23 protein-coding genes and 1 pseudogene are annotated in these 26,595 nt (G+C 60.7%); 15 read left to right on the top strand and 9 right to left on the bottom strand.

The window, feature by feature from the left end; all coding sequences use genetic code 11:
- The first annotated feature begins 2 nt into the window (after nt 1-2).
- The 7 genes from ACIQTW_RS20460 to ACIQTW_RS20430 all read left to right on the top strand — a co-directional run bounded on the left by ACIQTW_RS20460 (nt 3) and on the right by ACIQTW_RS20430 (nt 8,642).
- Nucleotides 3-875: an amidohydrolase family protein gene (locus ACIQTW_RS20460; RefSeq protein ID WP_402940927.1), complete on the top strand. Its 873-nt coding sequence runs from the start codon at nt 3-5 to the stop codon at nt 873-875.
- Nucleotides 872-2,089, top strand: a complete 1,218-nt coding sequence (locus tag ACIQTW_RS20455) for a M20 family metallopeptidase (RefSeq protein WP_402940924.1) — start codon at nt 872-874, stop codon at nt 2,087-2,089. Before ACIQTW_RS20460 ends, ACIQTW_RS20455 begins: the two co-directional genes overlap by 4 nt.
- Complete coding sequence (locus ACIQTW_RS20450; RefSeq protein WP_402940921.1) at nt 2,086-3,408, top strand: glutamine synthetase; 1,323 nt, start codon at nt 2,086-2,088, stop codon at nt 3,406-3,408. Before ACIQTW_RS20455 ends, ACIQTW_RS20450 begins: the two co-directional genes overlap by 4 nt.
- A 291-nt stretch (nt 3,409-3,699) precedes the next feature.
- A complete protein-coding gene (locus tag ACIQTW_RS20445) occupies nt 3,700-4,566 on the top strand; it encodes a MurR/RpiR family transcriptional regulator (RefSeq protein ID WP_402940918.1) in 867 nt (288 codons plus the stop codon).
- Nucleotides 4,567-4,736: 170 nt separating this feature from the next.
- On the top strand, nt 4,737-6,212 hold the full coding sequence (locus ACIQTW_RS20440) for an aminotransferase class I/II-fold pyridoxal phosphate-dependent enzyme (RefSeq protein ID WP_402940916.1): 1,476 nt from the start codon (nt 4,737-4,739) through the stop codon (nt 6,210-6,212).
- Between the two features lie 49 nt (nt 6,213-6,261).
- Nucleotides 6,262-7,611, top strand: a complete 1,350-nt coding sequence (locus ACIQTW_RS20435) for a flavin monoamine oxidase family protein (protein WP_402941064.1) — start codon at nt 6,262-6,264, stop codon at nt 7,609-7,611.
- Nucleotides 7,612-8,114: 503 nt separating this feature from the next.
- Nucleotides 8,115-8,642 (top strand): hypothetical protein, encoded by a 528-nt coding sequence (locus tag ACIQTW_RS20430; protein WP_402940913.1) that lies wholly within the window; start codon nt 8,115-8,117, stop codon nt 8,640-8,642.
- Between the two features lie 9 nt (nt 8,643-8,651).
- Here the strand turns inward: ACIQTW_RS20430 and ACIQTW_RS20425 are convergent, their stop codons facing one another.
- From ACIQTW_RS20425 to ACIQTW_RS20400, 6 genes are all read right to left on the bottom strand, one after another.
- Nucleotides 8,652-9,119 carry a helicase associated domain-containing protein gene (locus ACIQTW_RS20425; protein WP_402940910.1) on the bottom strand — a complete coding sequence of 156 codons (468 nt, stop codon included), beginning with the start codon at nt 9,117-9,119 and terminating at the stop codon, nt 8,652-8,654.
- A gap of 97 nt (nt 9,120-9,216) precedes the next feature.
- Nucleotides 9,217-9,615 carry a hypothetical protein gene (locus tag ACIQTW_RS20420; protein ID WP_402940908.1) on the bottom strand — a complete coding sequence of 133 codons (399 nt, stop codon included), beginning with the start codon at nt 9,613-9,615 and terminating at the stop codon, nt 9,217-9,219.
- Nucleotides 9,615-9,929, bottom strand: coding sequence for a hypothetical protein (locus ACIQTW_RS20415; RefSeq protein ID WP_402940906.1), 315 nt, complete (start codon nt 9,927-9,929; stop codon nt 9,615-9,617). The genes ACIQTW_RS20420 and ACIQTW_RS20415 overlap by 1 nt, the downstream gene beginning before the upstream one ends.
- A 30-nt stretch (nt 9,930-9,959) precedes the next feature.
- Nucleotides 9,960-11,258 (bottom strand): Y-family DNA polymerase, encoded by a 1,299-nt coding sequence (locus ACIQTW_RS20410; RefSeq protein ID WP_402940902.1) that lies wholly within the window; start codon nt 11,256-11,258, stop codon nt 9,960-9,962.
- Complete coding sequence (locus tag ACIQTW_RS20405) at nt 11,251-11,682, bottom strand: LexA family protein (protein ID WP_402940900.1); 432 nt, start codon at nt 11,680-11,682, stop codon at nt 11,251-11,253. Before ACIQTW_RS20405 ends, ACIQTW_RS20410 begins: the two co-directional genes overlap by 8 nt.
- Nucleotides 11,683-11,851: 169 nt before the next feature.
- Nucleotides 11,852-12,874: an ATP-dependent DNA ligase gene (locus tag ACIQTW_RS20400; RefSeq protein ID WP_402940897.1), complete on the bottom strand. Its 1,023-nt coding sequence runs from the start codon at nt 12,872-12,874 to the stop codon at nt 11,852-11,854.
- A 1,655-nt stretch (nt 12,875-14,529) separates the two neighbouring features.
- On the opposite strand from ACIQTW_RS20400, the gene ACIQTW_RS20395 reads away from it, so the two are divergent.
- The 3 genes and pseudogenes from ACIQTW_RS20395 to ACIQTW_RS20385 form a co-directional block, all read left to right on the top strand.
- Nucleotides 14,530-14,964 (top strand): hypothetical protein, encoded by a 435-nt coding sequence (locus ACIQTW_RS20395; protein WP_402940895.1) that lies wholly within the window; start codon nt 14,530-14,532, stop codon nt 14,962-14,964.
- 70 nt (nt 14,965-15,034) lie between these two features.
- Entirely contained in the window at nt 15,035-15,211 is a 177-nt protein-coding gene (locus ACIQTW_RS20390) for a hypothetical protein (RefSeq protein WP_402940892.1), read from the top strand.
- 906 nt (nt 15,212-16,117) lie between these two features.
- A pseudogene (locus ACIQTW_RS20385) lies at nt 16,118-17,164 on the top strand (IS110 family transposase); the annotation flags it as partial.
- Nucleotides 17,165-17,713: 549 nt separating this feature from the next.
- On the opposite strand, the gene ACIQTW_RS20380 reads toward ACIQTW_RS20385, so the two are convergent.
- The 3 genes from ACIQTW_RS20380 to ACIQTW_RS20370 all read right to left on the bottom strand — a co-directional run bounded on the left by ACIQTW_RS20380 (nt 17,714) and on the right by ACIQTW_RS20370 (nt 21,533).
- Nucleotides 17,714-19,132 (bottom strand): aldehyde dehydrogenase family protein, encoded by a 1,419-nt coding sequence (locus ACIQTW_RS20380; RefSeq protein WP_402940889.1) that lies wholly within the window; start codon nt 19,130-19,132, stop codon nt 17,714-17,716.
- Between the two features lie 102 nt (nt 19,133-19,234).
- Nucleotides 19,235-20,470: an acyl-CoA dehydrogenase family protein gene (locus ACIQTW_RS20375; RefSeq protein WP_402940886.1), complete on the bottom strand. Its 1,236-nt coding sequence runs from the start codon at nt 20,468-20,470 to the stop codon at nt 19,235-19,237.
- A 109-nt stretch (nt 20,471-20,579) separates the two neighbouring features.
- Entirely contained in the window at nt 20,580-21,533 is a 954-nt protein-coding gene (locus ACIQTW_RS20370; RefSeq protein ID WP_402940884.1) for a helix-turn-helix domain-containing protein, read from the bottom strand.
- A gap of 444 nt (nt 21,534-21,977) precedes the next feature.
- Between ACIQTW_RS20370 and ACIQTW_RS20365 the strand changes: the two genes are divergently transcribed.
- The 5 genes from ACIQTW_RS20365 (at nt 21,978) to ACIQTW_RS20345 (ending at nt 26,583) form a co-directional block, all read left to right on the top strand.
- Nucleotides 21,978-22,574 carry a recombinase family protein gene (locus ACIQTW_RS20365; RefSeq protein ID WP_402940882.1) on the top strand — a complete coding sequence of 199 codons (597 nt, stop codon included), beginning with the start codon at nt 21,978-21,980 and terminating at the stop codon, nt 22,572-22,574.
- Nucleotides 22,575-23,086: 512 nt separating this feature from the next.
- Nucleotides 23,087-24,448, top strand: coding sequence for a ParB/RepB/Spo0J family partition protein (locus ACIQTW_RS20360; RefSeq protein ID WP_402940879.1), 1,362 nt, complete (start codon nt 23,087-23,089; stop codon nt 24,446-24,448).
- Nucleotides 24,449-25,127: 679 nt separating this feature from the next.
- Complete coding sequence (locus tag ACIQTW_RS20355) at nt 25,128-25,412, top strand: glutaredoxin family protein (protein WP_402940877.1); 285 nt, start codon at nt 25,128-25,130, stop codon at nt 25,410-25,412.
- Nucleotides 25,409-25,729, top strand: a complete 321-nt coding sequence (locus ACIQTW_RS20350) for a hypothetical protein (RefSeq protein WP_402940874.1) — start codon at nt 25,409-25,411, stop codon at nt 25,727-25,729. The genes ACIQTW_RS20355 and ACIQTW_RS20350 overlap by 4 nt, the downstream gene beginning before the upstream one ends.
- Nucleotides 25,726-26,583, top strand: a complete 858-nt coding sequence (locus ACIQTW_RS20345) for a single-stranded DNA-binding protein (RefSeq protein WP_402940871.1) — start codon at nt 25,726-25,728, stop codon at nt 26,581-26,583. The genes ACIQTW_RS20350 and ACIQTW_RS20345 overlap by 4 nt, the downstream gene beginning before the upstream one ends.
- Nucleotides 26,584-26,595: the final 12 nt, after the last annotated feature.

Here is a 26,595-nt window from a genome sequence, read left to right as displayed (position 1 = left end):
AAGTGAACAAGCGGCTGTTTGCTGCCACGGGAATTCAGGGGCTCCTTATCGAAACCGGAGCTTCACACCCTGCGATGCTGACGGTCCCGGAACTTGAGGCTGTGAGTGAAATCCCCTGTGAGACCGTGGCACGACTTGAAGTGATCGCGGAGTCTCTCATTCCAACAGCAACCTCCGCCCCCGACCTCATTCAAAGGTTGGCCGCGGCCATGGATGAAGCTGCCCTCAAGGGCAGGGGATTTAAATCAATAATTGCCTACCGCTACGGGCTCGATTTTGATCCGGAACGACCCACTCCTGACGAGGTCTCCGCTTGCATTGACGCTCTGCTAGTAGAGCGCGATGCGGGTGCTTGGAACGGGCGGCTCGCGGACCCGGTACTGATGCGTTACCTCATCTGGGAGGCTATAGACCGTGCCCGCCCCTTACAATTTCATGTCGGGTACGGCGATTCGGACATCAACCTCTACAGATGTGACCCCACACGCATGACTGAGTTCATCCGTCGCACCCGCACCAGCGGATCCAGCATAATGCTGCTTCATTGCTACCCCTTTCAACGTGAAGCAGCATTTCTGGCGCAGGTGTATCCGCACGTGTACCTCGATACGGGCGCTGCAATGGCTTTTACTGGCTTTGCCTCTGATTCCCTGATCCGTGAATCGCTGGAGTTGGCACCCTTCGGAAAAATTCTCTTCTCGAGCGACGCGTACGGGCTTCCGGAACTCTACCTTTGCAATGTGGCCCTCTGGCGCCGCGCCATCGGACGAATTTTCGCCGAATGGGTCTCTGAGGGGGTACTCGGCGAAAAAGATGCGGAACGCTACATCATCGCCCTCGCCCACGGGAATGCAGAACGGGTGTACTCCCTATGACATATATACCCACCGTCCACGAACTCCGCATAGCGCTGCAACGTCACCTTCCAGCCGCTGTTGATTTACGGCGGGAACTGCATGCCGACCCGCGGGTGGGAGGCACGGAGGCCGAGACAGCAGAGAAGCTGGCTGCACTTCTTGGGAGGCCAAGTGCACCTTCCATCGCGGACGGGCGCATCCTCCGGTTTGGCCCGGACGAGGGGCCAGCGGTGGCCTTGCGCGCCGAACTGGACGCGCTCCCCATCGTTGAAGAAACGAATGTCAGCTGGGCCTCCTCAAATGGTGCGATGCACGCCTGCGGTCACGATGTACACATGGCAGCCCTCTATGCAACCATTCTCACGCTCCGAGACGCCGCCCCCGGGCTGCCAGTCGTAGCTCTTCTTCAGCCCAGGGAGGAGGTTTACCCGTGCGGCGCCGTCGACCTCTTGGCAGCACGAGAGTGGCAGGAAGCAAACATCGGTGCGGTTATCGGGGCGCATACCCAGCCACGGCTTGCCGCAGGACACGTCTCCGCCGCCGAAGGCCCCGTTAATGCCTCGGCTGATGAATTCGAGATCCGAATCACCGGCCACGGCGGCCACGCCGCTTACCCACATCTGCTGAAAGACCCAGTCGTGGCATCAGCGGCTGTAGTGGGCGCAATTCAACAGATAGTCTCCCGCACCGCAGACCCCATGACGCCAGCCGTTGTAAGCATCGGCTCGATCCATGGAGGATCTTCCGCCAACGTTATTCCGGACGAGGTTGTTCTCAGGGGGACTGCCCGCTCATTTTCAAGCAAGCAACGCACACAGATTTTGACACTGATCGGCACTATCACCCAGAGCGTCAGTGCCGGCTATGGGTGCTCGTCCCAAGTGATCATCTCCGACGGAGAACCAGTCCTTGATAACGACAAGGCTCTGATCCACGGAGCCAAGCAAATGCTCTATGAACTCGGTAACGACATGGACACGGAGCTGAGGTCCTGCGGTGCAGACGACTTCGCCTACTACTGCGAGGTAGTCCCGTCAGCGATGATCTTCGTCGGAGTCGGAACCGGCGCAGCCAATGAACCTGGCCTCCATCATTCAAAGTTCCTTCCCCCGGATGAAGCCGTCGGTCATGTCGCCGAAGCACTTCTCGCCGGGTTCGTTTCTGCACAACAAAACCTCACCATCCCCCAGGAAGTCGACGACCTCCTCAGCTTGAACAGAGAGATTCCATGAACCACCAGGACCGCAGTCTCCCGCAGACTGATCTTTTGACCACGATCGTGGATAACGCGGGAGTATCCCGCGCTAAATTGCTGCCTGCAGACAGGGTGGAGTCCGTGTCCAAGAAGGGGATTGGCCTGTCGCCAGCCTTTGCCACGATCTGCGTTGACGACTCCATCGCGGTGATCAACGATTCCTCACCGGTAGGAGATATGCGGCTCGTCCCCGACTTGGAGGCGGCAGTACCTCTGACACCACACCTCAGCTGGGCTCCAGCGGACCAACTGGATCAAGAGCTGTCACCGATGCCCACCTGCCAACGCTCCGCGGCGCGCAGGCTTGATGAAGACGCGCGACGTAACGGCTATGAGTACCTGATGGCCTTCGAATATGAATTTACGGTCTTCAAACGTGATGCAAGCGGACTCAGGCTTGGCCACGACGGACCAGGATATGGTCTAGCCGCTTTCCTGGAGCTTGAAGCCTTCCTCTTGGACCTCCTTCATGACCTGCAATACGCAGGGGTGAAGGTTGAACAAATCCATCCGGAGTATGGCAAAGGCCAACTTGAGCTTTCCGTAGCGCCATCGTCGCCTGTTCAGGCCGCCGACACTTCCGTTCTTGTGCGTCTAATCGCTCGCAGAGTAGCTTTGCAGCACAACCTCATGGTTTCTTTCTCGCCGATCACTGTTTCCAACGGGATCGGAAACGGCGCCCATCTCCACTTCTCAGCCAGCACCAGCAAGGGAAACGTTTTTAGCAACGGCGACCTTCCGTTCAATATGAGTCAGTCCGGCGCCCACATGATCGCCGGGCTCCATGAGAATCTGGCCAGCGTCACCGCCCTCCTCGCTCCCAGCGTGCTGAGCTTCGACCGGCTTGCACCAGGTATGTGGTCCGGTGCATGGGCCTGCTGGGGCCTGGAAAACCGTGAGGCGGCATTGCGCTTTATCAAGGGCACAACCGGATACGGTGATAGCTCCGCAAACTGTGAGGTCAAGATTGTTGATCCGGCGGCGAACCCCTATCTTGTCGTGGCGACGGTTCTGGCACTAACCCAGCACGGCGTAATCAACCAGGTGGAACTCAAACCACCCGTAGTAATTGATCCTTCCCTAGTTCCGGTCCAAGACCGGCTCGAGAAAGGCATTGAACAACTGCCATCCAGTCAGCAGCTAGGCCTGGAATTTCTCAAGGCCAACACCGTGATGAGGGAGGCCTTGGGCGGACCCCTTGTTGAGGCGTTCGTTGCCGTGCACGCCCAGGAGCAGGAGAAATTTTCTGCCTTGGATAAGGACACACGGATCGACCTCCACTTGTGGAAATACTGACCGGTCCGAGTGCAGTCCGACCCATGCACAATGAACAGGCTTGTCGTATCGAGATAAGAGCGACCAACCATCGGAGGGAAGATGCGATCACTACTGCAGCTCGCTGCCCACTACTCCTACGCCGATAACATCACCTGCCCCGCCCACCCTCGCAGCTTGGCCGGTCTCTTTCTGTCAGTTTTCAGTTCTGGCCGGGGTTGCTCGTGTACTGAGAAGGATACGACCGCGGTTATAACAGCGAATATGTAACAGATAGTCCAGAAATGAAATGCTTCGGGGTAGGATCACACTGTGCAGGTAGAAGAGATACATTCCGAGCGATCGCTAAAACGGACGATAGCGGCATCCATGGACACGTTGAGCAAGGGTGAGCGGAAAGTGGCCAGAGCGTTGCTGGCTTCGTATCCTGCGGCAGGCCTGGCTACTGTTGCATCACTAGCTACCGACGCCGGGGTAAGCCCTCCTACAGTACTCAGGTTTGCGACCCGGCTGGGCTACACAGGATTTCCTGAGTTTCAAAAGGCTTTGGTGCACGAGATCAACGAGGGTATGGGATCACCCTTGAAGCAGTACGAGGCTTCCCCTTCCGAAGGGGACATCCTGGACCGCTCAAAGGATGTCTTTCATTCCAGCATTGATGCTTCCTTCACCGAGTTGTCTCGGTGGGAGTTCGAGCGATTGGTGCGATTCCTTGCCGATGAGTCGCGCGAAGTAAGGGTGGTCGGGGGCCGCTTCAGCAGGTTACTCGCGGATTACCTCGCCAGTCACCTTCAATTGATAAGGCCTCGGATCCAACTCATACCTCGCGATGAGTTACCCCGCCTGGCTGCCGTCACGGACGCTGGGCCATCTACGCTGCTGATCGCCTACGATTACCGCCGCTACGACGAAGTCACGGCACAGTTTGTCGGAGCCATGCGCGCCAAGGGTGCCACGATTGCGCTCATGACTGATAACTGGTTGTCTCCCATCGCTAAGTCCGCAGACATCGTTGTAACATGCCGCGTTGAAGCGCCATCGCCGTTTGACTCATTGGTGCCGGCGACCGCTCTTACGGAGGCGCTCATTGCTGCCGTCACTGACGGTCTAGGAGAAAGGGGCCGCACTCGACTCGAAGCCGTAGAAGCCTCAGCCGAGTCCCAGGAGTCGGTGCTCTGATTTTCTGAAGTCCTACAGGAAGCCCGGCCAGCGGCCGGGCTTCCTTGCTTTACCAACTCCGAAGCACCTAACAAAAGTTTCATCTAGACCGGCTGTTCTATCAAGTGTAATGTCTATTACACTTGATAGATACGACCTTTCGGCACTGCCGCTGGCCCATGGATGGAATCATGAATCAAAGCCTCACACCCTATGCAGATGCGCTAAACGCTTTCAGCGAGCGAGATTTAGTGCGGATCATTGTGCCCGGGCATGGCGCCGAGGGAGGTGGTGTCCCTGAAAAGCTGCAGCACTTTATTGAGTCAAAACCCTTCCACAAGGACTTCACGCCTCTCCTCACGGGACTCGACAAGGGCGCCGGGAACCCTTTGGACCAGGCGAAGATGTTGGCCGCGCAGGCTTGGAACGCTAGACGAGTCTGGTTCCTGACGAACGGCGCTTCACAAGGCAACCGGATCACCGCGTTAGCGTTGCGGGGGCTGGGCGAACATCTGCTGGCCCAACGGAGCACCCACAGCTCTTTTGTGGATGGTCTGGTCCTATCCGGACTGACACCTGAATTCGTCCTGCCAAGCCTTGATCTCCAGCGCGGTATCGCTCATGGGGTTTCCGCAGCGGCAGTCGACCAACGGCTTGCCGAACTTAGCGAACGCCCCGTTGCGGTGTACGTCATAAGCCCTAGCTACTTCGGTGCGGTGGCAAACATCGAACAGATCGCTGAAGTAGTCCACCGGCATGGCCTGCCCCTCATTGTCGATGCAGCTTGGGGTGCGCACTTCGGGTTCAGCCGCTCTGTTCCGGACAATCCCATCAATCTCGGAGCCGACCTTGCTATTTCGAGTACACACAAACTGGGCGGGAGCCTTACGCAATCGGCCATGCTCCATCTTGCAGAGGGGCCTTACGCTGACCAACTCGAACCGTTGATCGATCGCGCATTCGGACTCACCCAGTCCACGTCCGAAAACACATGGCTTCTAGCCTCGCTGGATATTGCTCGCCATTTCCTTGCCAACGGCGAAAAGCGCATCGACGCATCTGTCGAGGCCGCAGAATCCCTGAGGCGGCTCGTACGAGAAACCGACTACCTTGAACTCGTTGAAGAGTCATTCAAGGCGTTTCCCGATATCCTGACGCACGACCCGCTTCATGTGGCCATTGACGTTTCCGGCACGGGAATTTCAGGGCATGAGCTGAAGGAATACGTCGCGAACGAGCACGGCGTTTACTTCGAGGCCTCCACGCATAACTCAGTCGTAGCGCTGATCGGAGCCGGTGCGATGCCAGATGCTGCCCGCATTGTGCAGAGCATTGAACACGCCCGGGTGGTCCTGGGCCGTGAGACCGCTCCGACGGCAAATCTTGCTGAGCTCGGGATCCCCATCCCTGCCGCGGGCCGACGACTGATGTCACCCCGGGATGCGTTCATGAAAAAGCACGAGATTGTTCCCGCGTCGGAAGTCGCGGGCCGCATTTCGGCGGACACCCTGGCCGCGTACCCGCCCGGCATTCCCAATCTGCTTCCAGGGGAAGAAATCACCGAAGAAACTGTGAAGTTTCTTTCTGCCGTCGCCGCCAGTCCTGGCGGGTTTATCCGTGGCGCAGTCAACCGTAACAGCACTCTGTATCGGGTAGTTAGCGACTAGACGCCCCCTGACCATCTGCATTGACCACAAAATGAGTAAGGACACGCATATGAAAGAACTGTCGACCGACGTAGTGATCATAGGGGCCGGCATGGCGGGCTTGACGGCAGCGAACACCCTAACCGCCGCAGGCCTCGATGTGCTGGTGCTCGAAGCGCGAGACCGGGTGGGGGGCCGGGTCAAGAGCGAGATTCACGACGGGTGCCTGGTGGAGGTGGGAGGACAGTGGATTGCTCCAGACCAGGAAAAACTGCTGGCACTGTTGGAAAAGCTTGGATTGGAAACGTACTCCCGCTACCGGGAAGGTAAGAACGTCTACGTCAACCCTCAAGGTCAGGTGCGGCGGTACGAGGGAGATATTTTCCCTGCCAGCCCGGAAACCGAAGCCGAAATCATCAGGATCATCGATGTCCTCGACGAGATGTCACATGAAATCGACCCGTTGAAACCATGGGACCACTCGATGGCCAGCTCTTACGATGCCATCTCTTTTGACACGTGGTTGCTGGAACAGACCCAGGACGCGGAGGCGCGGGACAACGTAGCTCTATTTGTTGCCGGGGCGATGCTGACCAAACCGGCGTACGCATTCTCCCTGTTGCAGGCGCTGATGATGGCAGCCAGCGCCGGTGGCTTCAAGGAACTTGTCGATCCAGACTTCATTTTGGACAAACGTGTCAAGGGTGGCATGCACCAGGTGCCCACACTACTCGCTGAAAACATTGGACTCGATAAGGTGCATCTCAACACCGACGTCAAGAGCATCACCTGCATTGATGGTACCGTCACGGTAGCCTCTGAGAACCTCAGGGTCCGTGCCTCGAGTATCATCATCGCCCTCGGCCCTCACTTGCTCTCGCGCATCGATTTCGAACCGGCCTTGCCGTCGGTAAAACAACAAATGGCCCAGCACCTATCCAGTGGTCAAGTCATCAAAGTTCAAGCGTTTTACCGCAGGGCCTTCTGGAGAGACCAAGGGCTTTCTGGAACCGCGTTCAGCCCCTACCAAACGGTGCATGAAGCATACGACAACACGCCCTTTGGCTACGACGGCGGAACGCTCGTAGGATTCGTCTCTGACCATGTAGCTGACGAGTTGTACGAGAAGAGCCCGGAGGCCCGCAAACAGGCGATTCTTGATTCATTCGCTGCCTACTTCGGAGACGCTGCGGTGAGCCCTACGGTGTACTACGAGAGCGACTGGGTCAACGAGGTGTACACCCGGGGCGCTTATGGGACGAGCTTTGATATCGGGGGACTTACCCGATACCGCGACAACATCCGCTCAAGCGTAGGCAATATTCACTTCGCATGCTCTGACATTGCCGGCATTGGCTACACACACATCGACGGTGCAATTCGGATGGGTGAAGCTGCAGCCAAAGCTGTGATCGGCTAGACCATACGGTCTGTTGGGTGGGGGCGTAGCAGAGACGCTTCGTCCCTGCCCCACTCATATTCAGGGCGAAGACAGGGGATCAAGGGTGCAGATTCAAGTGCAGGTGCAAACCTCGACCCAACGTGATGAGTTGATTGGTCGGGCCCTTTCGTGGGTCATTCCAGTGGCAGCGGCCCAAAGGTGCGGGGTGCTGGTGACGAGAGTGTCGGCAGGGTATTTCACGGTTCAGGTTTCCAACGAAATGCCTGTTGGTGAGATCGGCGAACGTTGCGTTTGGAACCGGGCTAACAACCAGCGTGCCTCACTCTCATGCCAACTTGAATCGATCACCCCGGAGACCGTGGTGGCCTAAGTTAGCTGACTCATGATGTAAAGCGCACCAAGCAGAAATTTCCCCAGCATATTACAGGCTCCATCCAGCCGTACATCTGGGCCGCGCTGGTCATTGTCGGTGGCTACCGACTGACTTCCTGTCAGGAAACCCTGACAGGAAGGTATAGGCCATGGGCTGGATATCAAACGACTACAATCACGAGGGCTGGGTGGCTTTTGTCGCACCCGACGGACGGCTCTCAGGGAGTTCGACCGGGGCGGGAGTACTTTTCCACGGAATCACCGGTGAATACCAGCCAGCAGGGGAGTTCGACCCTGACCAGGAGATCGTTCCTGACGATCTGATCATGAGCTGGCGTGGTGCTTGCACGTGCGGCTGGCAGGGCGAGCTCTGGCACAGAGTGGGGTCAGCTGCAGAGGCTGACATTGCAGCCCGCAGGGAATACGTCCCCTTGGGGGATGCAGCGGATGTCTCGGGAGAGGTTGAGGACGCCATTCAGGCGGAATGGTGTGTTCACATTGCCCCGTCCGAAGCGATCCTTGGCGTGGAGGCAGCAGCGAAGGAGCACCAACAGTCGGCCCATCGGCTGGATAAGACGGTCGCGGCCGCGAAGGCTGCTGGTGCTTCGTGGGCGGATATCGGCCGTGCGGCTGGGATCAGCCGGCAGGCTGCACACGAACGTTGGGCCGACAAATAGCCTGAGACCTCAGCTGGAAGACCTGGGGCCGGGGGTGCGGTCCCATCCGGGCATGCGTGCGTTGAGTTCCTGGATCCGGGCTGGGTATTGGCCCTTGGCGGCGTGCCGTCGTTGCCGTGTGATCCAACTGGACAGTGCCCGTTCGGTGGGGTCCGCGGAGCTGTGGTGTGGGCGTCTTCCGTTCTTGGTGACCCATTCGATGAACTCCGTCGCCCGGGCTTGCCACTGACGTTCGATTTTCAGGGTGGTCCCGTCCGACCAGGCAGGGAACGCCGCGTCGAGGACCTGGATCGCTTCGTCCGTGAGGCGGCCGCGCCGTTTCTGATGTCGCAGGACATTGAGTGCCCGGGCGAGGCGGTCCGTCTCACTCCCGCTGTGACCATCGGAGGCGGGCAGGGAACCGGTTCGCTGGACGTAGGCGGCTATGTGCTGCGCCGATTCCAGGTACGAGCGCCTGTTAGCTGGTGCGGATGGCAATAGCTCTGGAGCCTTCGGGGATCTGTGCTTCGGCCTCGACGTGGCTCAGTTCCCCGGTGGAGGCCTCGACGGTCAGGGTCACTTTGACTCCCATATCCTAGGCCGCCATCGAGGTGAAGGCCCGTTCGAGGGCTGCTGTCAGCGCCGGTGCTGCACGTCTGTGCTGAAGGTCCACGGGCCGTTTCCCTTGCAGGGCGGGGGAGGGGACCATCATCCAGAGAGCAAAGTAGTTGTGAGGGATCCTCAACGCCAGGGCACGTTCGAAAAGCTCAACCACTGCCGGGTCCAGGGACAGGTCAGGGCGGAACTGGAAACCAGGACAGTACGTCTCTTCTCCGACGAAGACGCGGAAAAGCTGTTGCATCACCGGGTCGGGATCCTCCTGCACGGCGGTCAGCCGTTCGTGGACCTGTTCCAGGGTGGGCAGGCTGTATTCGTTGCGGATCCGCTCCCAGAGTTGTTCTGGGATGGGGGAGCGGTACAGGTCGGCGGGCACTAGCTGATGGCCTCCATCTGCCACACTGTGGCCAGCGGTTCCCGCCGTAGCGTGAAGGTGCGTAGCTCTGCGCTGGCGGTCGGGAGTTTGGCTTGGACCTGCCAGTGCTCGACGCTGACCAGGTCACCGGTGCCGACGGCGGCCCGGGTCCGGGTTTCCCACCATGCGTCCCGGGTGAACCAGTGCGCGGTGTGGACGTCGGGATCGACCATCCAGATCCGGCCGTCGTGACGGATCGCCAACGGTGTGCCGTCGTGGCTGAACCGGACATCGACCTCACGAAGGGCCGTGGGTGTTTCGGGCGCAAGGGTCATTTGTGGTTTCCTTTTCTTTCGTGGCGCCGGTCAGGCGGCCTTGACGAGGGGAAGTTCGTCCCAGTGGGTGGTATACCTGGGGGAGAGCATGTCGCGTTTCATGGACCAGTCCGGACCGCCCTTGATGCCGGCATGGCCCAGGCCGATGGAGCCGCGGCCATACCGTTTGGACACGTCCTCCAGCAGGATCCCGATGCCGCGTTCCTCGTGGGGGTTTTCGAACAGTTCCAAAGGTTTCTGGTTCCCGGACGGGCGCAGGTCGGTGACCATGATCCCGGCCCTGACGTACTTCACGCCCTCGTGCACCTGGGGGAGCAGCGCGTGCGCTGCCCGGGTCAGCAGCACCGGGTCCGCCGTTGGCATCGGCAGCGCCAGGCAGACCGACGGGAAGGACTTTTCGTTCGGGTTGAAGTGCGACGTCGCCGCGAACGCCGTCAACACCTTCGCTTGCAGGTCGTGTTTGGCCAGCCGCGCGGAGGCCATTTGCGCGTACACGCTCATGACCTGCCGCAACCCTGCGGTGGTGGTGATGGGTGTGGAGAAGGACCGGGAGAAGATCAGCTGGTCCCGGCCGATTCGTTCTTCTTCCATGGGGATGCACGGGGTTCCCTGCAGTTCCAAGACGGTGCGCATCATGACGATGGAGAACTTGTCCCTGATCGCTACCGGGTCCGCCCGGGTCAGGTCAGCGATGGTGAAGATCCCCATCGCGTTCAGGCGTTTGGTGAGCCGTGTGGCCACGCCCCAGATTTCGATCACGGACAGCTTGGCCATGAGCGCTTCGCGCTGCTCGGCCGGGACGGATTCCCACCGGCACACGCCCCTGAAGGCGGGGTTGTTTTTTGCCCACTTGTTGCACAGCTTGGCCAGGGTTTTCGTCGGTGCGATGCCGACGCAGACCGGCACGCCGACGTGCCGCCGGCAGGCGGCCTTCATCTCCCGGCCGAGTTCCAGCAACTGGTCGGGTTCGCCCTTGACGCCAAGGAATGCCTCATCGATGGAGTAGACCTCCAACCAGGCCGAGTATCGGCCCAGCAGCTCCATCACCCGGGCTGAAATGTCCCCGTACAGTTCGTAGTTGCTCGAGAGGGCCACCAGCCCCCATTCCTTGGCCCGGGGCCGTAGCTTGAACCACGGATCGCCCATGGCAATGCCCAGGCGCTTGGCTTCGGGCGAGCGGGTCACGGCGCAGCCGTCGTTGTTGGAGAGCACAATGACCGGTTTCCCCTCCAAGGAGGGGTTGAAGGCGCGCTCGGCCGAGGCGTAAAAGCAGTTCACGTCCACGTGCGCGATTTCCTGCATCCGGCGCATCATCGCGGGCTTAGACATGATGCAGGCACCTCGTGGCCACGCCCCAGATCGTCAGGTCGGACAAAGCCGGAACCTCGATATCGGGGAAACGTGGGTTATCGGCCTGCAGAACCACGCCCGAGGGTGTGATCCGCAGCCGCTTGATCGTCAGCTCACCATCGAGGACCGCGACGACCACGGAACCGTCTTTCGGTTCCAACGCCCGGTTCACCACCAGCTCGTCACCGTCGCTGATGCCGGCCTGCTCCATGGACTGCCCGGTCACCCGGACGATGAAGGTGCTGGTCACGTCTTTGACCAGGTGTTCGTTGAGGTCGATCCGACCGTCGAAGTAATCCTGGGCGGGCGAGGGATAGCCGGCAGCCACCGCAACGGGGGCCAGCAAAGCCGTCACCAGAGAGAGTCCCGCATCTATCACACGGGGGCCAACTATCACGCCCACAACACGCCCTTTATTCGAATCTATGTTCGATTAACTGTACTCCAAGGGCTCCGACGAAATAGCCGCCCGTCGGGCGGCGTGGACGGCTTGCACGGCCAATGGGGACAGCTTTGAGCTGTGCGGAGGACTCCACCTGCCCCCAATGGGCACAACCCGTCCACCGCGACGGTCAGGGTTGCCGGTCTTTGAGATGCGGGGGTAGTTCGACGTCGGCGGGGTCGAGCTCGGGTCTGGTGCGGAGCAGCTTGATTGGGTGGCGGTAGGACTTGCCTGTCCATGCGACGTCGGACGCGATCTCCACCACGAACGGTTCGACCAACGTCAGCCGCACTGGCCCTTTGTCTTTGCTGAACCGGTTCAGCGAGGTTTCGGTGATTTCTTCGGGCCACGGGTGCCCGGGCTGCGCCGGTCGGAGCTGGCGGCCCAGCTCACGCCCTATCCGCGTTGAGAGCACCGTCGAGCGGCCGACGATCCGCAGCTGTCCATCGACCGGCAGGCCGGCGATGATCGCCTGCGGTTGGTTCAGCGGGCCGATGACGGCCGCGCACACCACGTCTGTGACGTCTTTGTGCTTGACCTTCAACCACGCCCTGGCACCTGGCTCGTAGGTCTGGGCTCCGCCCTTGACCACGAGCCCTTCCACGCCGGTGGCGGGCAAATCCCGCAGCCAGGTCTGTGCCAGGTCCCGGTCTGTTGTGGCGGGGGAGAGGTTCAGCGGGGCGGTCCATTCCCGGGCAAGCTCCTCGAGCAAGGACCGGCGGCCGGTGAACGGCACGCTCCTAATGTCTTGCCCGGCGACGGCTAGGACGTCGAAGGCCGCGAAAGAGGCCGGCAACTCGTGAACGAGAGTCGGCAGAGCTGCCCGGGACGTGACCATCCGCCGTTGCAACGCGTCGAAGTCCAGACGGTCACCGTTCCAGATGACGGCTTCACCGTCGATAACGCACCCGGGCGGGATCTGCGCCGCAGCGGCAGCGGCAAGATCAGGGAAAACCCTCGTGAGCTCTTTGCCCTGCCGGGACCAAAGCGTCACGGATTCGGCCTCTACGACAAGGACCGCCCTATAGCCGTCCCACTTGGGCTCGTAGTAGGAAGCACCTGGGAGCGCATTAGGACCGGGGAGAGCCTTGACGAGCTTCGCCAGGGCAACAGCAACCGGTGGTTGCAGTGCCGACGGGATGGACTCGTCCATGAGCTCAGCCTAGAGGACCAAGGACCCGGACGGACCTTCGCTGCGCTTCGGCCTGTAAGAGCTCTTCTTTGCCTTACATGTGGCTGGGTTGTTCTCCGTACAAGGCCACTGATCGTAGCCGTCCGGGGGCCCGACCCGTCAACCCACGCGACCGGAGACTCCCACGCGGTCGCTGCGCTCCCTTATTTCGCGGGATTCCCCGGTCACTCTTCGGGGTTGACGGCCCACCCTCGACCGGCTGGACCAGTGGGGGCCTCGCACGGCGGGGCAGGAAGGAGGTGGCTACATGAGCATCGACGAAGCGATCAAGCTCGCGACTTCGGTCGTGAGCTTGATGACAGCTGTCATCGCTCTACTCTCCATGCGGAACGCGCGCTTAACAAGCAAACGCTCCCGAGGTGCAACTCGGAAGCGTGAGCGTAAAGCAAGGAAGTAGGTGTAGCTACGAAATCCGGTGGTCGTGACCGCTTCGGTTGCGGCCACCGGCTCCTTCTCAGACTAAGTCCTACTCACCGATAAGGAAACCTCATGGAACCACTGACCATCGTGAACTTCGTTCTCTCACTCACAGCACTGGGCGCTTCGATCATGGCGTACCGCGCCACCTCCAACGTCCTCAAGGAAGACCGCAGCTAGACCGGACCCGGGGCGGGTCTGCCAGACGGCGGCCCGCCCTACGGGTTTTAACCCGTGAAACCCGTAGCTATGACGCAGCTCAGAAGTAGCCGAAGTCGTCATCCATCGGGCTGGGGGCTTCCAATTCTGCGATAGCCCGCAGAGCCGCTTCTTTTGAGACCTCCCGCCCATGCGGGTCCAAAAGAACCCATACAAAATCTGGAGTTGGACCGGACCGGACAGGACGACGCCTCCAGCGGTACCCGTATTCTTTGAGCTTTTCCTTCTCTGCATGGAACTGTTTGTCCTTCTGGATAGCCCTCTGAGCACGGGCTTCCTCGGAATCACCAGCAACGCAGTTTCGACAAGTATGCCGCCGGCCGTCAGCGCTGGAAGGCCAGGGCTGGAAATCAGAAGCCGGAAGCTCCGTTCTGCAGCGCTTGCAAATCTTTGGGTCATGAACGTGGGGGTGTTCACTGAGATCGACTTGCTCATTGCAGTATCCACACGATTTCAAATCCATGCCCGCAAGTTAGCAGAGAGCAAGGGACAAAAATGTCCCGCCTGGATTGGGGGAAACCAGGCGGGACATCCCCACCGTACCAACCCAGTCTGACAAGACTCAGGGAAGGCATGCTCGCAGGGATCGCGCCCCTTTTGGGCGTCCACTGCGCTTCGCTCCGTGGCCGGCTGGTGGGCCCGGTCCCGATGTCGCAGAGCTCCGCCGTGCTCGGTCCCTGTTGTGTCTACGACGTTTTTTGGCTGCTGTCCTTCGGATTGTACGTGTCCGCTCCACCCCGTCTAGCCCCTCCGTAAACTCCGGGGCCTGCGGTGCAGGAAATGTCCCTCCGGCGCTCCTGCGTCGCTTATTTCCTCCGGGATTTTCCTGCCCCTTGCCCTGCGGGTAGACAGGCCTCCGTCGGCCACAGCTCCGCAAGCTTCGCCAGCAGCCAAAAACAACGGGGGGAGAGGGGAAGCTGGCCGGTCACCATTGGTCGCCCCACCCACCCAACTTCTCGGTCAAGAAGGACAAACACCACATGGATTCAATTACCACCACGACGGTGACCACCGAGGACACCGGCGAAACCATCGACGGCGTCACCGTGCTGGGCGACTACCACATGAACGACGGCTACGACTGGATGGGGCTCATTTCAGAGCACGGCTGGGCCGTGATCCCCGGGTGGGGGTCTGAGGGCTGGGACTTGGGCCAGTGGCCCTACGTCATGGTCGCCGGGATCCGCACAGCGGATGAAATCGGCAACCTGTTCGGTATGGCCACCTACTGCGAGGGCGACGTGACAACGACGTTCTACCGGACCAAGGCCCGGTACTGGGACGCGATCAGTGAACAGGCGTTCTTCCACTGGAAGAACGGACAAGCCCACGGCCCGGAAGACCTGCCCGAAGCCGCCGCAGAGCTTCCCAGCCGTTACCGGATTCCACCCGTCTTCCAAACAGCCGCCGCCTAATACCCCTCGACTCCTTGCCGGGCGGAACCCCCACCGCCCGGCAGGGCCCCAATCCCAAAGCAAAGGACCAATGACAATGACCGAAAAGCGCAGCATCGCCAACAGCCCCGCCCAAGCCGTCGTCTTCCTCGAAACCCTCGCCGCGATCGTGGAGAAGTCCCCCGTGGCCTACAGCACCGACTCCGCCGCAGACCTCGCCGCGCACATCCGCGGCATGGCGAAGCCGTCAACACCGAGGCCCGTGTGAACCCGGCCGAACTGGACACCACCCGGCAATACGCGGCACTGGACTGGCACAACGAAGCCGTAGGCGTCGTATTCGCCGCAGAACACCGCCCCACCTTCCTCTAACAGGCGCTGGTGGGCCGTTCGCCTTGTGTGGGCGGGCGGTCCGCCGCAGGTGGCCGCCTGGGTGGGTGGTTGCCGGCGACGGACCGCCGTTCCCGCGACGGTCAGGGATCACTGACCTGGTGCGTGCGGCGAACCGGTGCCGGTTCTTCCTGGAGAGGTTCGGCGGGATCAGGGAAAGCATGCTCGCAGGGCTCGCACCCTTTTGGGCGTCCACTCCGCAAGCTCCGTGGCCGGCTGTTGGGTGCTGCCGGTCCGTCGCAGAGCTCCTGCCCGTCATCACCTGCTTGTCTACGACGTTTTCTGGTTGCTGTCCTCCGGATTGTAGGCGTCCACTCCACCCCGTCTAGCCCCTCCAAAAGCAGTCGGGGCCTGCGGTGCAGGAATTTCCCTCCGGCGCTCCTTCGTCGCTTATTTCCTCCGGGAATTTCCTGCCCCTTGCCCTGCGGGTAGACAGGGCTCCGCTGGCCGCCAAGCAAGCATGCTTGCCAGCAACCAAAAAACAACTGTGAGTCTTTACGTGGCTGGTCTGGGACTAGCTGGCAGTGTTGGTGCCGGTCGTTCTGCTTGGCGTGTGACTCGAAAAAACAATTGCCCCTCGAGGGTGCGTTTCCCCCGATTTGTCCACGCTGGGCGGAGCAACCGGCGCTAACCTGTCCCACGTCGTTGGCTTGATTAGAAGCTTGCCCAACCTGTGAGGTTGTGGCTCATCACAGTTTTGCCGCGGAGTGACCCTTTCCCAGGTCCGGCGCCGGTCGTGCTGCGACCTGTCTTGTCCGTTCGAAATGAAAGGAGGGTGGCCGCGTTGACCCTTGTTGCGCAGACCCGCCCGTACATCGTCGGCGTGGACTGTCACGCCCGCACCCACACGTACGCCATCATCGAGGCCAGCACTAAGCGACAGATCGCATGTGAGCAGTTTCCGAGCACCTCGGCCGGGATTTCACGCGCACTTGCTTGGGTAGCTCGAAGGTCAGACGGCGATATGGGCTGTTTATGGGTTGTTGAGGGTATCGGCTCATATGGGGCGCGCTTAGCTAGGCCAGTAACGGACGCTGGCTATGACGTCGCCGAAGCACCACGAATGAACGCCCGAGGCCGTCGAGGACTCGGCAAATCCGACCCACTGGATGCCACAGCCATCGGAACCGCGGCCCTAGGCTTGGAGGAGTTCCAACTCCGGACTCCGCGGGAGGACGAAGGAACCCGTGCCGGACTCAGGATTCTAAGTGCAGCCCGGGATCAGCTGACACGGGAACGAACAATGAACGTCAACGCACTCATCGCCCTTCTGCGGACTCATGATCTGGGAATTGACGCCCGCAAACCTTTGGTGCCGGCCCAGATCGCCACAATTACCAGGTGGCGGGAACGACAGGAGCAGTTAGAGCTATCGATCGCGCGCGAGGAAGCTATCCGGTTGGCACGCCGTGTCCTGGAAGTAACCGCCCAGCTCACGGCGAACCAAAAGCGGATGACAGCTCTGATTCAGCAGAGCCCTGCCGCGCCGCTGCTGGAGATGGTAGGCGCCGGGGCCGTCACAATATCAGCAGTCCTGACAGCTTGGTCGCATCCAGGCAGGGTTCGCAGCGAAGCTGCTTTCGCCTCACTCGCAGGGGTGAATCCTTTGCAAGCCTCAAGCGGAAACATTGTCCGGCACAGACTCAACAGAGGCTGTGACAGGCGCCTTAACCGTGCCTTGCACACCATCACCATGACCCGGATGATCCACCATCCTGGCACACGCGACTACGTCGCCAAACGCACTCAAGAGGGCCGGAGCTACCGGGAAATCCGCAGATCCCTCAAGCGATACCTAGCCCGAACCCTCTACCGCCAACTGAACACGCTTTACGCCACCGCCGGACTGACGCCATCTCACACCTCGGGGGAGAACCTTCCGGGGAATCGGCCCACATTGTCAGCTCTGCGGGAGCAGCAATCTTGGTTGCCAGTGGTCGCCTAAGTCACTGCTTGCTTGGGGCGCTAGTCCGGACTCGGCCGCAACCCCGGTCCCCGGCTGTACCCGTCTCATTTCCCTAGAGTTTTGAGGCAGCAAGGTTTCGAGACACGGCTTTTTGCAACGGTCACTGCAGCACCTCTGGGTTCGATCAGGCACTTGCTTTCCAGGGCCGAGCTTGCGCGGTATCCAAGACGAAGACTGAGTACTCATCGAATTCCAAAATGCGGGGTTCCCCCAGTGTGTCGACCGCCCAGAAGAGTTCCATGGGTTCGTGGATGCTGACGACATGACCTCGGAAGCTCTTAGTACCGTTGCGGGCTTCTATCTCGTCACCGCAGGTCAATTCTCTGCAGGAGTTGACGGGGTATTTCAAGGTGGCTCCTTGGGCGAACCGGGGGCGCATGCTCTGCTGCGCCCCCGGGGTGTTGTTTGTTAACCTTAGCCGTTGATGATCTGGGGCTGGGCCAGGTGTTTGAGTCCTTCGACGCCGAATTCCAAGCCATAGCCGGATTGTTTGGCTCCGCCGAACGGGATCCGCGGGTCGACTGCTCCGTGCTTATTGATCCAAACGGTGCCGGCTTGAACGCGTGCGGCAACGGTACGTGCCTGCTCCAGGTCCGGGGACCAGACCGAGGCTCCCAGCCCTACGTCAAGTGCGTTCGCCATGGCCACGGCTTCGTCGACGGTCTTGTATCGGATGATGGGTAGTGCGGGGCCAAACTGTTCTTCTACGACCAGCGGGTTGTTGTTGTCGATGTCCGCCACGAGGGTCGTGGGATAGAAATAGCCGGGCTGCTCGGTGTCCGGGTTGCCGCCGATGAGGATTCGGGCCCCGGATTTCCGTGCTTCGTCTACGAGGCGTTCCACGATGTCGTACTGGGCTTTGTTCTGAAGTGGTCCCAGGACGTTGTTCTCGTCAAGCCCGACACCCATGGGCATCGCCGAGGCGACTTCGGTGAGGGCTTCGCAGACTGCGTCGTAGATATCCTCGTGGACGTAGAGGCGTTTCAGCGCCGCGCAGGTCTGGCCGGTGTTGATGAAGGCGCCCCAGAAAAGTCCTTCGGCGATGGCCTTGGCGTCTGCGTCGGGAAGGACGATTCCGGCGTCATTGCCGCCCAATTCCAGTGTCAGGCGCTTGATGGAGTCCGCGGAGGACTTGATGATGGCTTTGCCGGTGGCGGTGGAACCGGTGAACATGATCTTGCTGACGGCCGGGTGGGAGGCCAGGGCTTCACCGACGTCCCGTCCCCCGGAAACGGCGGTCAGGAGGCCGGCAGGTAGGACCGTGTTGAGAACTTCCACAAGGGCGAGAACGCTCAAGGGGGTGTATTCGCTGGGTTTGACGATGACCGCATTGCCCATTCGCAGCGCGGGAGCGACCTGCCAGATCGTGATCATCATGGGCCAGTTCCACGGCCCGATTGCCCCGACGATCCCGAGCGGGCGGTAGTGCACTTCGGCCCGGGTTTCGCCGTCATCGACCAGTGTCTCCGGCTCCAGGGGGATGCCGGCGGCGGCCCGCAGCCATGCGGAACAGGCACCGATTTCGAATCGTGCATTCGGTCCGTTCAGGGGCTTGCCCTGTTCCCGGGAAAGGATCTGCGCCAGCTCCTCGGCGTGGGCTTCCACCGCGTCGGCTGCGGCCAAAAGCGCAGCCGAGCGGGTTTCATGCCCGGCATCAGCCCAGGCCGGCTGCGCCGACCTGGCAAGATCGACTGCATTTTGCAGGTCCCTAACCCCGTGTTGAGGGGCATAGCCGACTGTTTCGCCGGTGGCCGGGTCCTTGATTTTGCGGCCGTTATCGGCAGCGCTAACGGAAGCGAGCAAAGCCTGCTTCATCTCTGGAACAACACTCATGATATTTCCTAAGTCTCTTCGGATTAGAGGGAACGCGTATGAAGTTTGAGGCGACGAGGTTTCTTCTCGTCAGCCCAGACGCAGAGGGGTTGGACCGAAGAGTTATGCCATCCCGGAGGCGAACAGCGGGTCATAATCGGGGGTGCTCATCAGCGTCTGGAGTTGACGGCGGCGGACGCCGACGTTGCCGCCTTCAATGATGGGGTAGGCCAGAGCGTCCATGAGGTGCCTGAGGATCGGGAATCCTTGGTTAAAGGCGGTGACGCCGACGGCTTTGATGAGTTCGTTGATGACCTCGACCCCGGTTTCTGAGCCGAAGACCTTGGCATGCAGCGCGAGTTCGGGCGCAGCGGGGTCCTGGCGTAGTACGGCGTCCAGAGCGCGCCAGGACAGCAGGCGTGTTGCTTCTATTTTGCCTTTGGCGTCTGCCAGGATGTCGGCCACTGCCTGGTAGTGGATGATAGGGGCGTGTCCGCCGCGTTTTTCGGCCAGCGCGAATTCGTGGGCGATGTCGAATGCCTGTCGCATTGCTGCGACGGCGAAGGTGCCTATGGAGGCGCCGCTGGCGTAGAAGGCGTTGCGAGTCAGGCGGACCCCGTCTCCTTCGAGTCCCAACAGGTTTCCCTTGGGGACCCGGACGTTGTTGAGGGTGACGCGGGTAGTGAGGCAGCCCCTGAGCCCGGCTAGGTCGTAGTATTCCTCCACGGTGACGTGGCCCTGAAGGTGCTCTCGCTCGGCAACGATGAGGGAAACCCCCTTGTCGGTGCGGCAGACGATGGTCATCAGATCAGGGCCCTGTCCGTCCCAACCACCCAAGTGGGAGGCCCACGCCTTGGAACCGTTGATCACCCATTCATCGCCATCGAGAACGGCGGTTGTCCGGACGCCGTCTGCGGGCGCTTCGGCGTCGAAGTTAGCACTTCCGCCAGGCTCGCTGTAAGCCATCGCTGCAACGGGCGCGCCGGAGTCGGCCAGGAAGGGTGCAACAAAACGCGAAATCTGCTCCATGGTGCCGACCTCGTAGACCGGTGCAAGAGCAATTAACGGTCCCGCAAGGGAAATCACGAAGTCCGGGCTTTCGGCGGCGAGCTCCTCAATGAAAATCGCCGCATCCACACCGCTGCCTGCCGACCCGCCGAACGGGACCGGGATAAGAGCCTTCAGGAAACCGGCCTGAACGGCCTTCTCGAACACCGGCCGCAGCAGCATCGCACGACGCAGGGGATCTGCCTCATTGCCCACTCCGTGCATCATCGGACGGAGATACTCTTGGGCGAAACCTCGCGCAGCCATCTTCAGCTGTTCTTGCTCAGGTGTGAGCGTGAATGAAACAGTCATTAGTGCCTCTCACAAACCGCCGCGGACCTGTCTATGGTCCACGGCTTTCTAATTGGTGAGATCTATATCACTCTGCTTCAGGCTCGTTTTCTATGCAGTGCGTGCACCCCTACTTTGCAGTTCGTGCAGTCACGGAGCGCCGCAGCTCGACTGGGCTCACACCAAAACGCCGGCGAAACGCCCTCGTGAAGGCGCTCGGATCATAGAAACCTGAGAACTGGGCCAGCTCGGTCACCGATACAGTGCACGAAGGATCGGACAGCACATCGTGTGCACGCTGCAGGCGAAGATTCCGAACTGTCCTGGAGAACGAATCTTCTGCCCCCTCGAACAACCCATGAAGAGTGCGCACGGAGATGGAAAAGGTTCTGCTCACCTGCTCCACGCTAAGCCCGGCATCACCAAGGTTCCTCCGAACATGGTCCAGAACAGCGGCACGCAAAGGCGCTGCCCCCACCGCGTCCACAGAAAGACCCGGCGCCGCTGCCAATGCAGCCACCACAGCAGACTCAAAAGAATGAACCATGGAGGACACCGAGACCGGGGACAGTTCATCCGACAACGAATCCAGCACCCGCATCAATGACGTCACAGCACTGCCGACACCCCCAGGCCCGACCGGGACGCCGAGACGATCCCGATACGCCGAGAGATAGTCCTCAATGTCCCTATGGTCGACGCGGAACGACAACATACGCCAATCACCGCTGAACTCGAACTCGTAAGGCTCGGCGGTGTCAACCACCATGAATTCTCCAGGGTTCACCACGGAACTAACGCCGCCGACGTTTGCGAGACATCGTCCTGCCATCTGAAGATTGACGAAGAAATACGCCTCGTCTGACGCGGCAATCTCACGGGCACCTCGCCGTGTGATCTGCGCTTTCGACACGATGCTTGCACGGTTCAGCGAACCCAGCGGAGAAGTCTCAACCTTCGACGCAAATCCGAAGTCATGACCGGTCCTCACCGCAGACAAAGGCACAAACTCGCGACAGATAATGTCCTGCCAATAGTCGAATTGCTCCCGGGCCGGGATCACCGACCCATCCCACAGCCCCATGCTTCCTCCAACAGCCACAAGCGCCATCACTAATCACGCACGCAGAAACGCACAGACGGATGGCCCATTCCCCTGAACATACTGGGCCATGCATGACCGAAAGACCATAGCTACGGGAAACCAGAGGCCTTTCTCGCGCAGAACCCGCCAGCGCTTTGGCTGCTTTGGAAGGTAGTGGTTGCGGAGTCGGACCAGTTCAGGATCCCGGTGGGTGGAGCTGAGGTGCCTCCGAAATGCCCAGTGACGGGAGCCCCTAAGTCTAAACAGCAAAATGTCTCGAAACCTTTGGGATACGAGACGTCTCATGCCGATGTCCGGGCTATCCCGGATTTCCGCAGTAGGTGCAACCTTTCAGGGCACCAAAGATTCTCGTAACTATGTCTCGAAACCTACTCGCGGAATCGGCATACTGACCTTTAGTTATGCGACACGTGGAGGCAGGCTATGACGAAACTTATCGGCTACGCGCGAGTTTCGACACGGCAGCAGTCAACCGACCGGCAACAGGCAGATCTACTGGCCGCGGGCGTTCGACGCGACGACCTCTACATCGATCATGGTGTCTCCGGAACACGCGCTTCACGACCCGAGTTTGATCGAGCAATCGAGGCACTGATCGAAGGAGACACCCTTGTCATCACGACTCTGGACAGGCTCGGCAGATCGACCCAGAACATGCTTGCCCTCGCTGATGAGCTCAGTAGCAGGCGTGCCGGGCTGCGCGTACTGAACCTGGGTGGAGGAGACGTCGACACAGCAACTCCGATGGGGTCAATGCTGTTCACGGTCATGGCTGCCCTTGCCCAGATGGAATCCGAGATCAAGCGCGAACGCGTCATGGATTCCCTCAACAAGCGCAGAGAGTCTGGCGGAGACCTCGGCGGCCGGCCCCGCCGGGTTACCGATAGCCAGATCCGAAACGCCGTCCAACTGGTCACAGCCGGCGAGCCGGCAGCGCAGGTTGCCCGTGACTTGGGGATGTCCCGTGCAACCTTTTACAGACGCTCACGAGCACTCACCGAGCAGAAGACTTCCATGTAGCGCACTATCAAGCAATCCCCCTGGCACCGTCAACGTGCGGTGTCAGAGTGCAGCGTTGAGCGCTGTAGGACGGTCCTCGCTTCGCTCGGGCTGTAGAAGCGTTTTTCTTGTTTTGGCTGCTGTCCTTCGGATTGTACGTGCCCGCTCCGGCCCGTCTAGCCCCTCCTTCGTCGGGGCCTGCGTGCCGTGAAATGTCCCTTCGGCGCTCCTGCGTCGCTGATTTCCTTCGGGAATTTCCCGGCCCTTGCCCCATGGGTAGACAGGCCTCCGTCGGGCGCAGCTCCGCAAGCTTCGCCAGCAGCCAAAACAACGGGGGGAGAGGGGAAGCTGGCCACTCACCACGAGCGCCCCACCCACCGACAAACAACGTGGCAGCGGCAACCTCTAATCAGCTCTTCCAGCCCATTTCCGACGCTTGACAAGACATAGAAGCATCGGGGGAGAGGGGAAGCTGGCCGGTCACCATTGGTCGCCCCACCCACCCAACTTCTCGGACAAGAAGGAACAACACCATGAACGCAGCACCCACGCTGGAAATGCTCGACCCCGCAACCCTGACCGTGGACATCAACGTCCGCAAAGACGCCGCCCTGACTCCTGACTTCGTTGCCAGCATCAAGGAGCATGGCGTGATGGAGCCGGTGATCGCCCACCGCAAAGAGGACGGAACCGTGCACGTGCTGATGGGTCAGCGCCGCACCCTCGGGGCCGTGGAAGCCAAACGCGCGGAAATCCCGGTGATGATCATCAGCAGCCCGGAAGAAGCCGAACGCATCGTCACGCAGGTGGTCGAGAACATCCAGCGCGCGGAACTGACCGACGCGGACGAAGCCGACGCCTACCACCAGCTGTCCCTGATCGGCGTCTCAGCGGCAGCGATCGCCAAGAAAACGGGACGGACGAAGACCACTGTCGAAGGCGCGTTGAAAGCCAAGGCATCCGAGGTTGGAACCGCCGCCCTCGGCAGAGGCCACACCATCGAAGAAGCCCTGATCCTCGCCGAATTCGAAGACGACGAGGAAGCCACCGCCGAACTGGCATCGGTCATCCAGGACGAACCTGACCAACTGTTCCACGTCGCCCAGCAACTCCGGGACGACCGCGTACGCGCCGCCACTCTCGCGGCGTACAGGGCAGAAGTTGCAGCCACCGGCACAATCATTGTGGAACGGCCCGGCTACGGCGAGGAGGGAACCGCCAGTGTCACGTCCCTGAAGCGGGCCGATGGGGAACCGGCCACCGAGGACGACGCGAACGCCGTCTACATCATCCAGGACTACCGGGGTGAGTTCTCCACCGTCCCCGTGATCGTCGACTGGAAGGAACTTGGCTTCACCGAGCGGTACACCTACCACTCTTCATCGGCCAACAAAGGGCCGATGACCGAGGAACAGAAAGCCGAACGGAAAACCCTGATCGCGAACAACAAGGCCATGGAATCGGCCACCACCGTGCGCCGGGAATTCGTCAAAACCCTGCTGGCGAAGAAGCAGGCACCGAAAGGCTGGCAGTACTTCACCGTCCACGCGATCACCCACCACACCGACGTCGCCCGGAGTTACGACGGAGAAGTGGCCGCCGTGATGGTCAGCGCCAAGACAGACGGGGAGAAGTCATGGGGATGGAACCCGCTGAAGGACCACGTGGCCAAGTCCACGACCCGACCCGAGTTCTCGTTGGTCGCGCTGGTCTGCGCAGGGTATGAGAAGACCATCGCCAAGGACTCCTGGCGGAACCCGTTCCAAAGCCACCGGGACTACTTGAACCAGCTCGTCATCTGGGGCTATACCCCGTCCGAGGTTGAGCAGATCATCATCGACAGCGACAAACCAGTCGAAGAAGACACCGCAGAGGAAAATATCGAAGCAGCCTAGAACCCCTTGCCGGGCGGAACCCCCACCGCCCGGCAAGGCCGCCGGGCACTCACCACGAACAGGGCCAGGAACCTCCCAAAAGTCGGGCGGTCCGCCGCCCAGGGCGAACCACAGCAACCAATCACCAGCGGCGGACCGCCAGTGGACGCCACCAGGCAGACCCCCATCAAAAGAGCCGCGCCCCGCCGTCGATCCGGCTACTTCATCGACTCACCACCGGGAAGCTTCGCTAAAGATCCCCGCTAGACTGAACAACAGATTTCCTTTGTCCGAGGAGAGCGAAGCAGGACCGGCCCGCGCCGGTCCTGCTTTGTTTAACCCGCTCAAACCGGCCACCTTCCCCATGGGCCACAACACCCGCCGCCGGCCCACCACCGGCTGGGGAACAGTTCCTTTCAGCCGCGACGACACACTGGGGCGCACGCAATCACCTGGTACAGGCGCAGGAACCCAGCGCCCTGGACAGCTTTCAAAGAAGCCGGGGGAGTGCCGCCGGACTACTGCCCGCAACACCAAACCCACCACCCGCAAAACCCACCAAAAAAAGACCCAAAATAGGCCGAAAAACCCCGGAAATACGGGACAAAACCTTGTTTATCCGAGTGGATAAATGCTAGAATTGAGGTAGCAAGTCAGCCAGACGAACCTTACCTAATTGATACGAAACGCAGGACTGAAAATGACTACTTCACCCACCGATTACACGGTTTACACCAAGCCCGGTTGCCCGAACTGCGACCGCACCATGGAGTACTTCGACTCCAAAGGCATCACTTACACGAGTGTGGATATCGCCGAGGTGCCGGCAGCGCTGGAATACATCACCGCTGAGCTCGGCTACTCCCAGGCCCCCGTCATCGTGAACAACTCCGATGACCAGGACCACTGGTCCGGGCTGCGCCGCGACAAACTCGTCACCGCCGCCATGACCCACACCGCCACCACCCGGAAGGAAGCATCATGAGCATCACCGCAGAAACCATCACCGCGATCCTGAACGAGTTCCGGGTCCCTGCCGAACTCCACGCCGACCCCGAACTGCAGGCCGTGGCCTACGGGGTCGCCTTCCTGGGCGCGCCCGCCACCAAGACCGAGGAAAACTTTTACGACTCCGATACCGTCTTCTACGACGTGGATCCCGAAAGCGATTCTCCCTTGAGGTACGAGGTCGGTAACCGGGACCTGATGGCCGAACAACTCTTCTACCGGGCCAGCGTCCGCACCAACGCCCTCCTGGATGGCGACGCCGAAGACGAGACAGAGCACGTGGGGCTCCGGTGAGGGAGCCGCACCCGGTGGACGGGTTCACCCTCAGCCCCCGGCAGTACGTGGACCTGGAGGAGTTCGGCCGGATCGGGAACCCCTCGGGGGTCATCAACGTCGACACACCGGACCCTTACGTCGGCTACTACGCCAACCCGTACACCGTGGAGGATGACCGGTACCTGGCCGCCATCCTCCGAGCCCCGTTGGGGGAGGGTGGTTTGTGGGATGAACACACCGCGGACCAGCACCAACCCAACGACCTCACCCACGATGAACCCGACGTCACCGGACCACGGAACGACACCAGCACAGGCAACGGAAACACCAGCAACGCACGAGGAAAAGGAACCATCATGGCCGGCGAAACCACCATCACAGTCATTGGAAACCTGACCAACGACCCGGAGCTGCGGTTCACCCCAGGCGGTTCGGCGGTCGCTAACTTCACCATCGCTTCCACGCCCAGGACCTTCGACCGCCAAGCCAACGAGTGGAAGGACGGGGAGACCCTTTTCCTCCGCGCCAGTGTATGGCGGGAAGCCGCGGAAAACGTCGCCGAGTCCCTGACCAAGGGAATGCGGGTCATCGCCTCGGGCCGGCTGAAGTCACGGTCCTACGAAACCAAGGAAGGCGACAAGCGCACCGTCATAGAACTCGAGGTAGACGAGATCGGTCCGAGCCTGCGTTACGCGAACGCGAAGGTGAACCGCACCCAGCGCAACACCAACCAAGGTGGCGGAAACGGCGGAGACTTCGGGAGTCAGCCCAGCACCGGGCAGGCCAGCCGGCAGGACGATCTGTGGGCCGCGAACACGTCAGCGAATGCCGGTTCCTGGGGCAGCGGCCTCGATTCCGAACCCCCGTTCTAACAGCTACCCAGC

Origin of the sequence: Paenarthrobacter sp. NPDC090517, assembly GCF_044769165.1 — a bacterium.
Classification (GTDB): domain Bacteria; phylum Actinomycetota; class Actinomycetes; order Actinomycetales; family Micrococcaceae; genus Arthrobacter.
This window is presented reverse-complemented; position numbering and strand designations above follow the sequence as displayed.

Excerpts from the sequence above, each read along its gene's own strand:
- ACIQTW_RS20455 (WP_402940924.1), top strand. The coding sequence starts at position 872 with ATGACATATATACCCACCGTCCACGAACTCCGCATAGCGCTGCAACGT.
- ACIQTW_RS20450 (WP_402940921.1), top strand. The coding sequence starts at position 2,086 with ATGAACCACCAGGACCGCAGTCTCCCGCAGACTGATCTTTTGACCACG.
- ACIQTW_RS20440 (WP_402940916.1), top strand. The coding sequence starts at position 4,737 with ATGAATCAAAGCCTCACACCCTATGCAGATGCGCTAAACGCTTTCAGC.
- ACIQTW_RS20435 (WP_402941064.1), top strand. The coding sequence starts at position 6,262 with ATGAAAGAACTGTCGACCGACGTAGTGATCATAGGGGCCGGCATGGCG.
- ACIQTW_RS20430 (WP_402940913.1), top strand. The coding sequence starts at position 8,115 with ATGGGCTGGATATCAAACGACTACAATCACGAGGGCTGGGTGGCTTTT.
- ACIQTW_RS20415 (WP_402940906.1), bottom strand. The coding sequence starts at position 9,929 with ATGACCCTTGCGCCCGAAACACCCACGGCCCTTCGTGAGGTCGATGTC.
- ACIQTW_RS20410 (WP_402940902.1), bottom strand. The coding sequence starts at position 11,258 with ATGTCTAAGCCCGCGATGATGCGCCGGATGCAGGAAATCGCGCACGTG.
- ACIQTW_RS20400 (WP_402940897.1), bottom strand. The coding sequence starts at position 12,874 with ATGGACGAGTCCATCCCGTCGGCACTGCAACCACCGGTTGCTGTTGCC.
- ACIQTW_RS20395 (WP_402940895.1), top strand. The coding sequence starts at position 14,530 with ATGGATTCAATTACCACCACGACGGTGACCACCGAGGACACCGGCGAA.
- ACIQTW_RS20390 (WP_402940892.1), top strand. The coding sequence starts at position 15,035 with ATGACAATGACCGAAAAGCGCAGCATCGCCAACAGCCCCGCCCAAGCC.
- ACIQTW_RS20380 (WP_402940889.1), bottom strand. The coding sequence starts at position 19,132 with ATGAGTGTTGTTCCAGAGATGAAGCAGGCTTTGCTCGCTTCCGTTAGC.
- ACIQTW_RS20375 (WP_402940886.1), bottom strand. The coding sequence starts at position 20,470 with ATGACTGTTTCATTCACGCTCACACCTGAGCAAGAACAGCTGAAGATG.
- ACIQTW_RS20370 (WP_402940884.1), bottom strand. The coding sequence starts at position 21,533 with ATGGGGCTGTGGGATGGGTCGGTGATCCCGGCCCGGGAGCAATTCGAC.
- ACIQTW_RS20365 (WP_402940882.1), top strand. The coding sequence starts at position 21,978 with ATGACGAAACTTATCGGCTACGCGCGAGTTTCGACACGGCAGCAGTCA.
- ACIQTW_RS20360 (WP_402940879.1), top strand. The coding sequence starts at position 23,087 with ATGAACGCAGCACCCACGCTGGAAATGCTCGACCCCGCAACCCTGACC.
- ACIQTW_RS20355 (WP_402940877.1), top strand. The coding sequence starts at position 25,128 with ATGACTACTTCACCCACCGATTACACGGTTTACACCAAGCCCGGTTGC.
- ACIQTW_RS20350 (WP_402940874.1), top strand. The coding sequence starts at position 25,409 with ATGAGCATCACCGCAGAAACCATCACCGCGATCCTGAACGAGTTCCGG.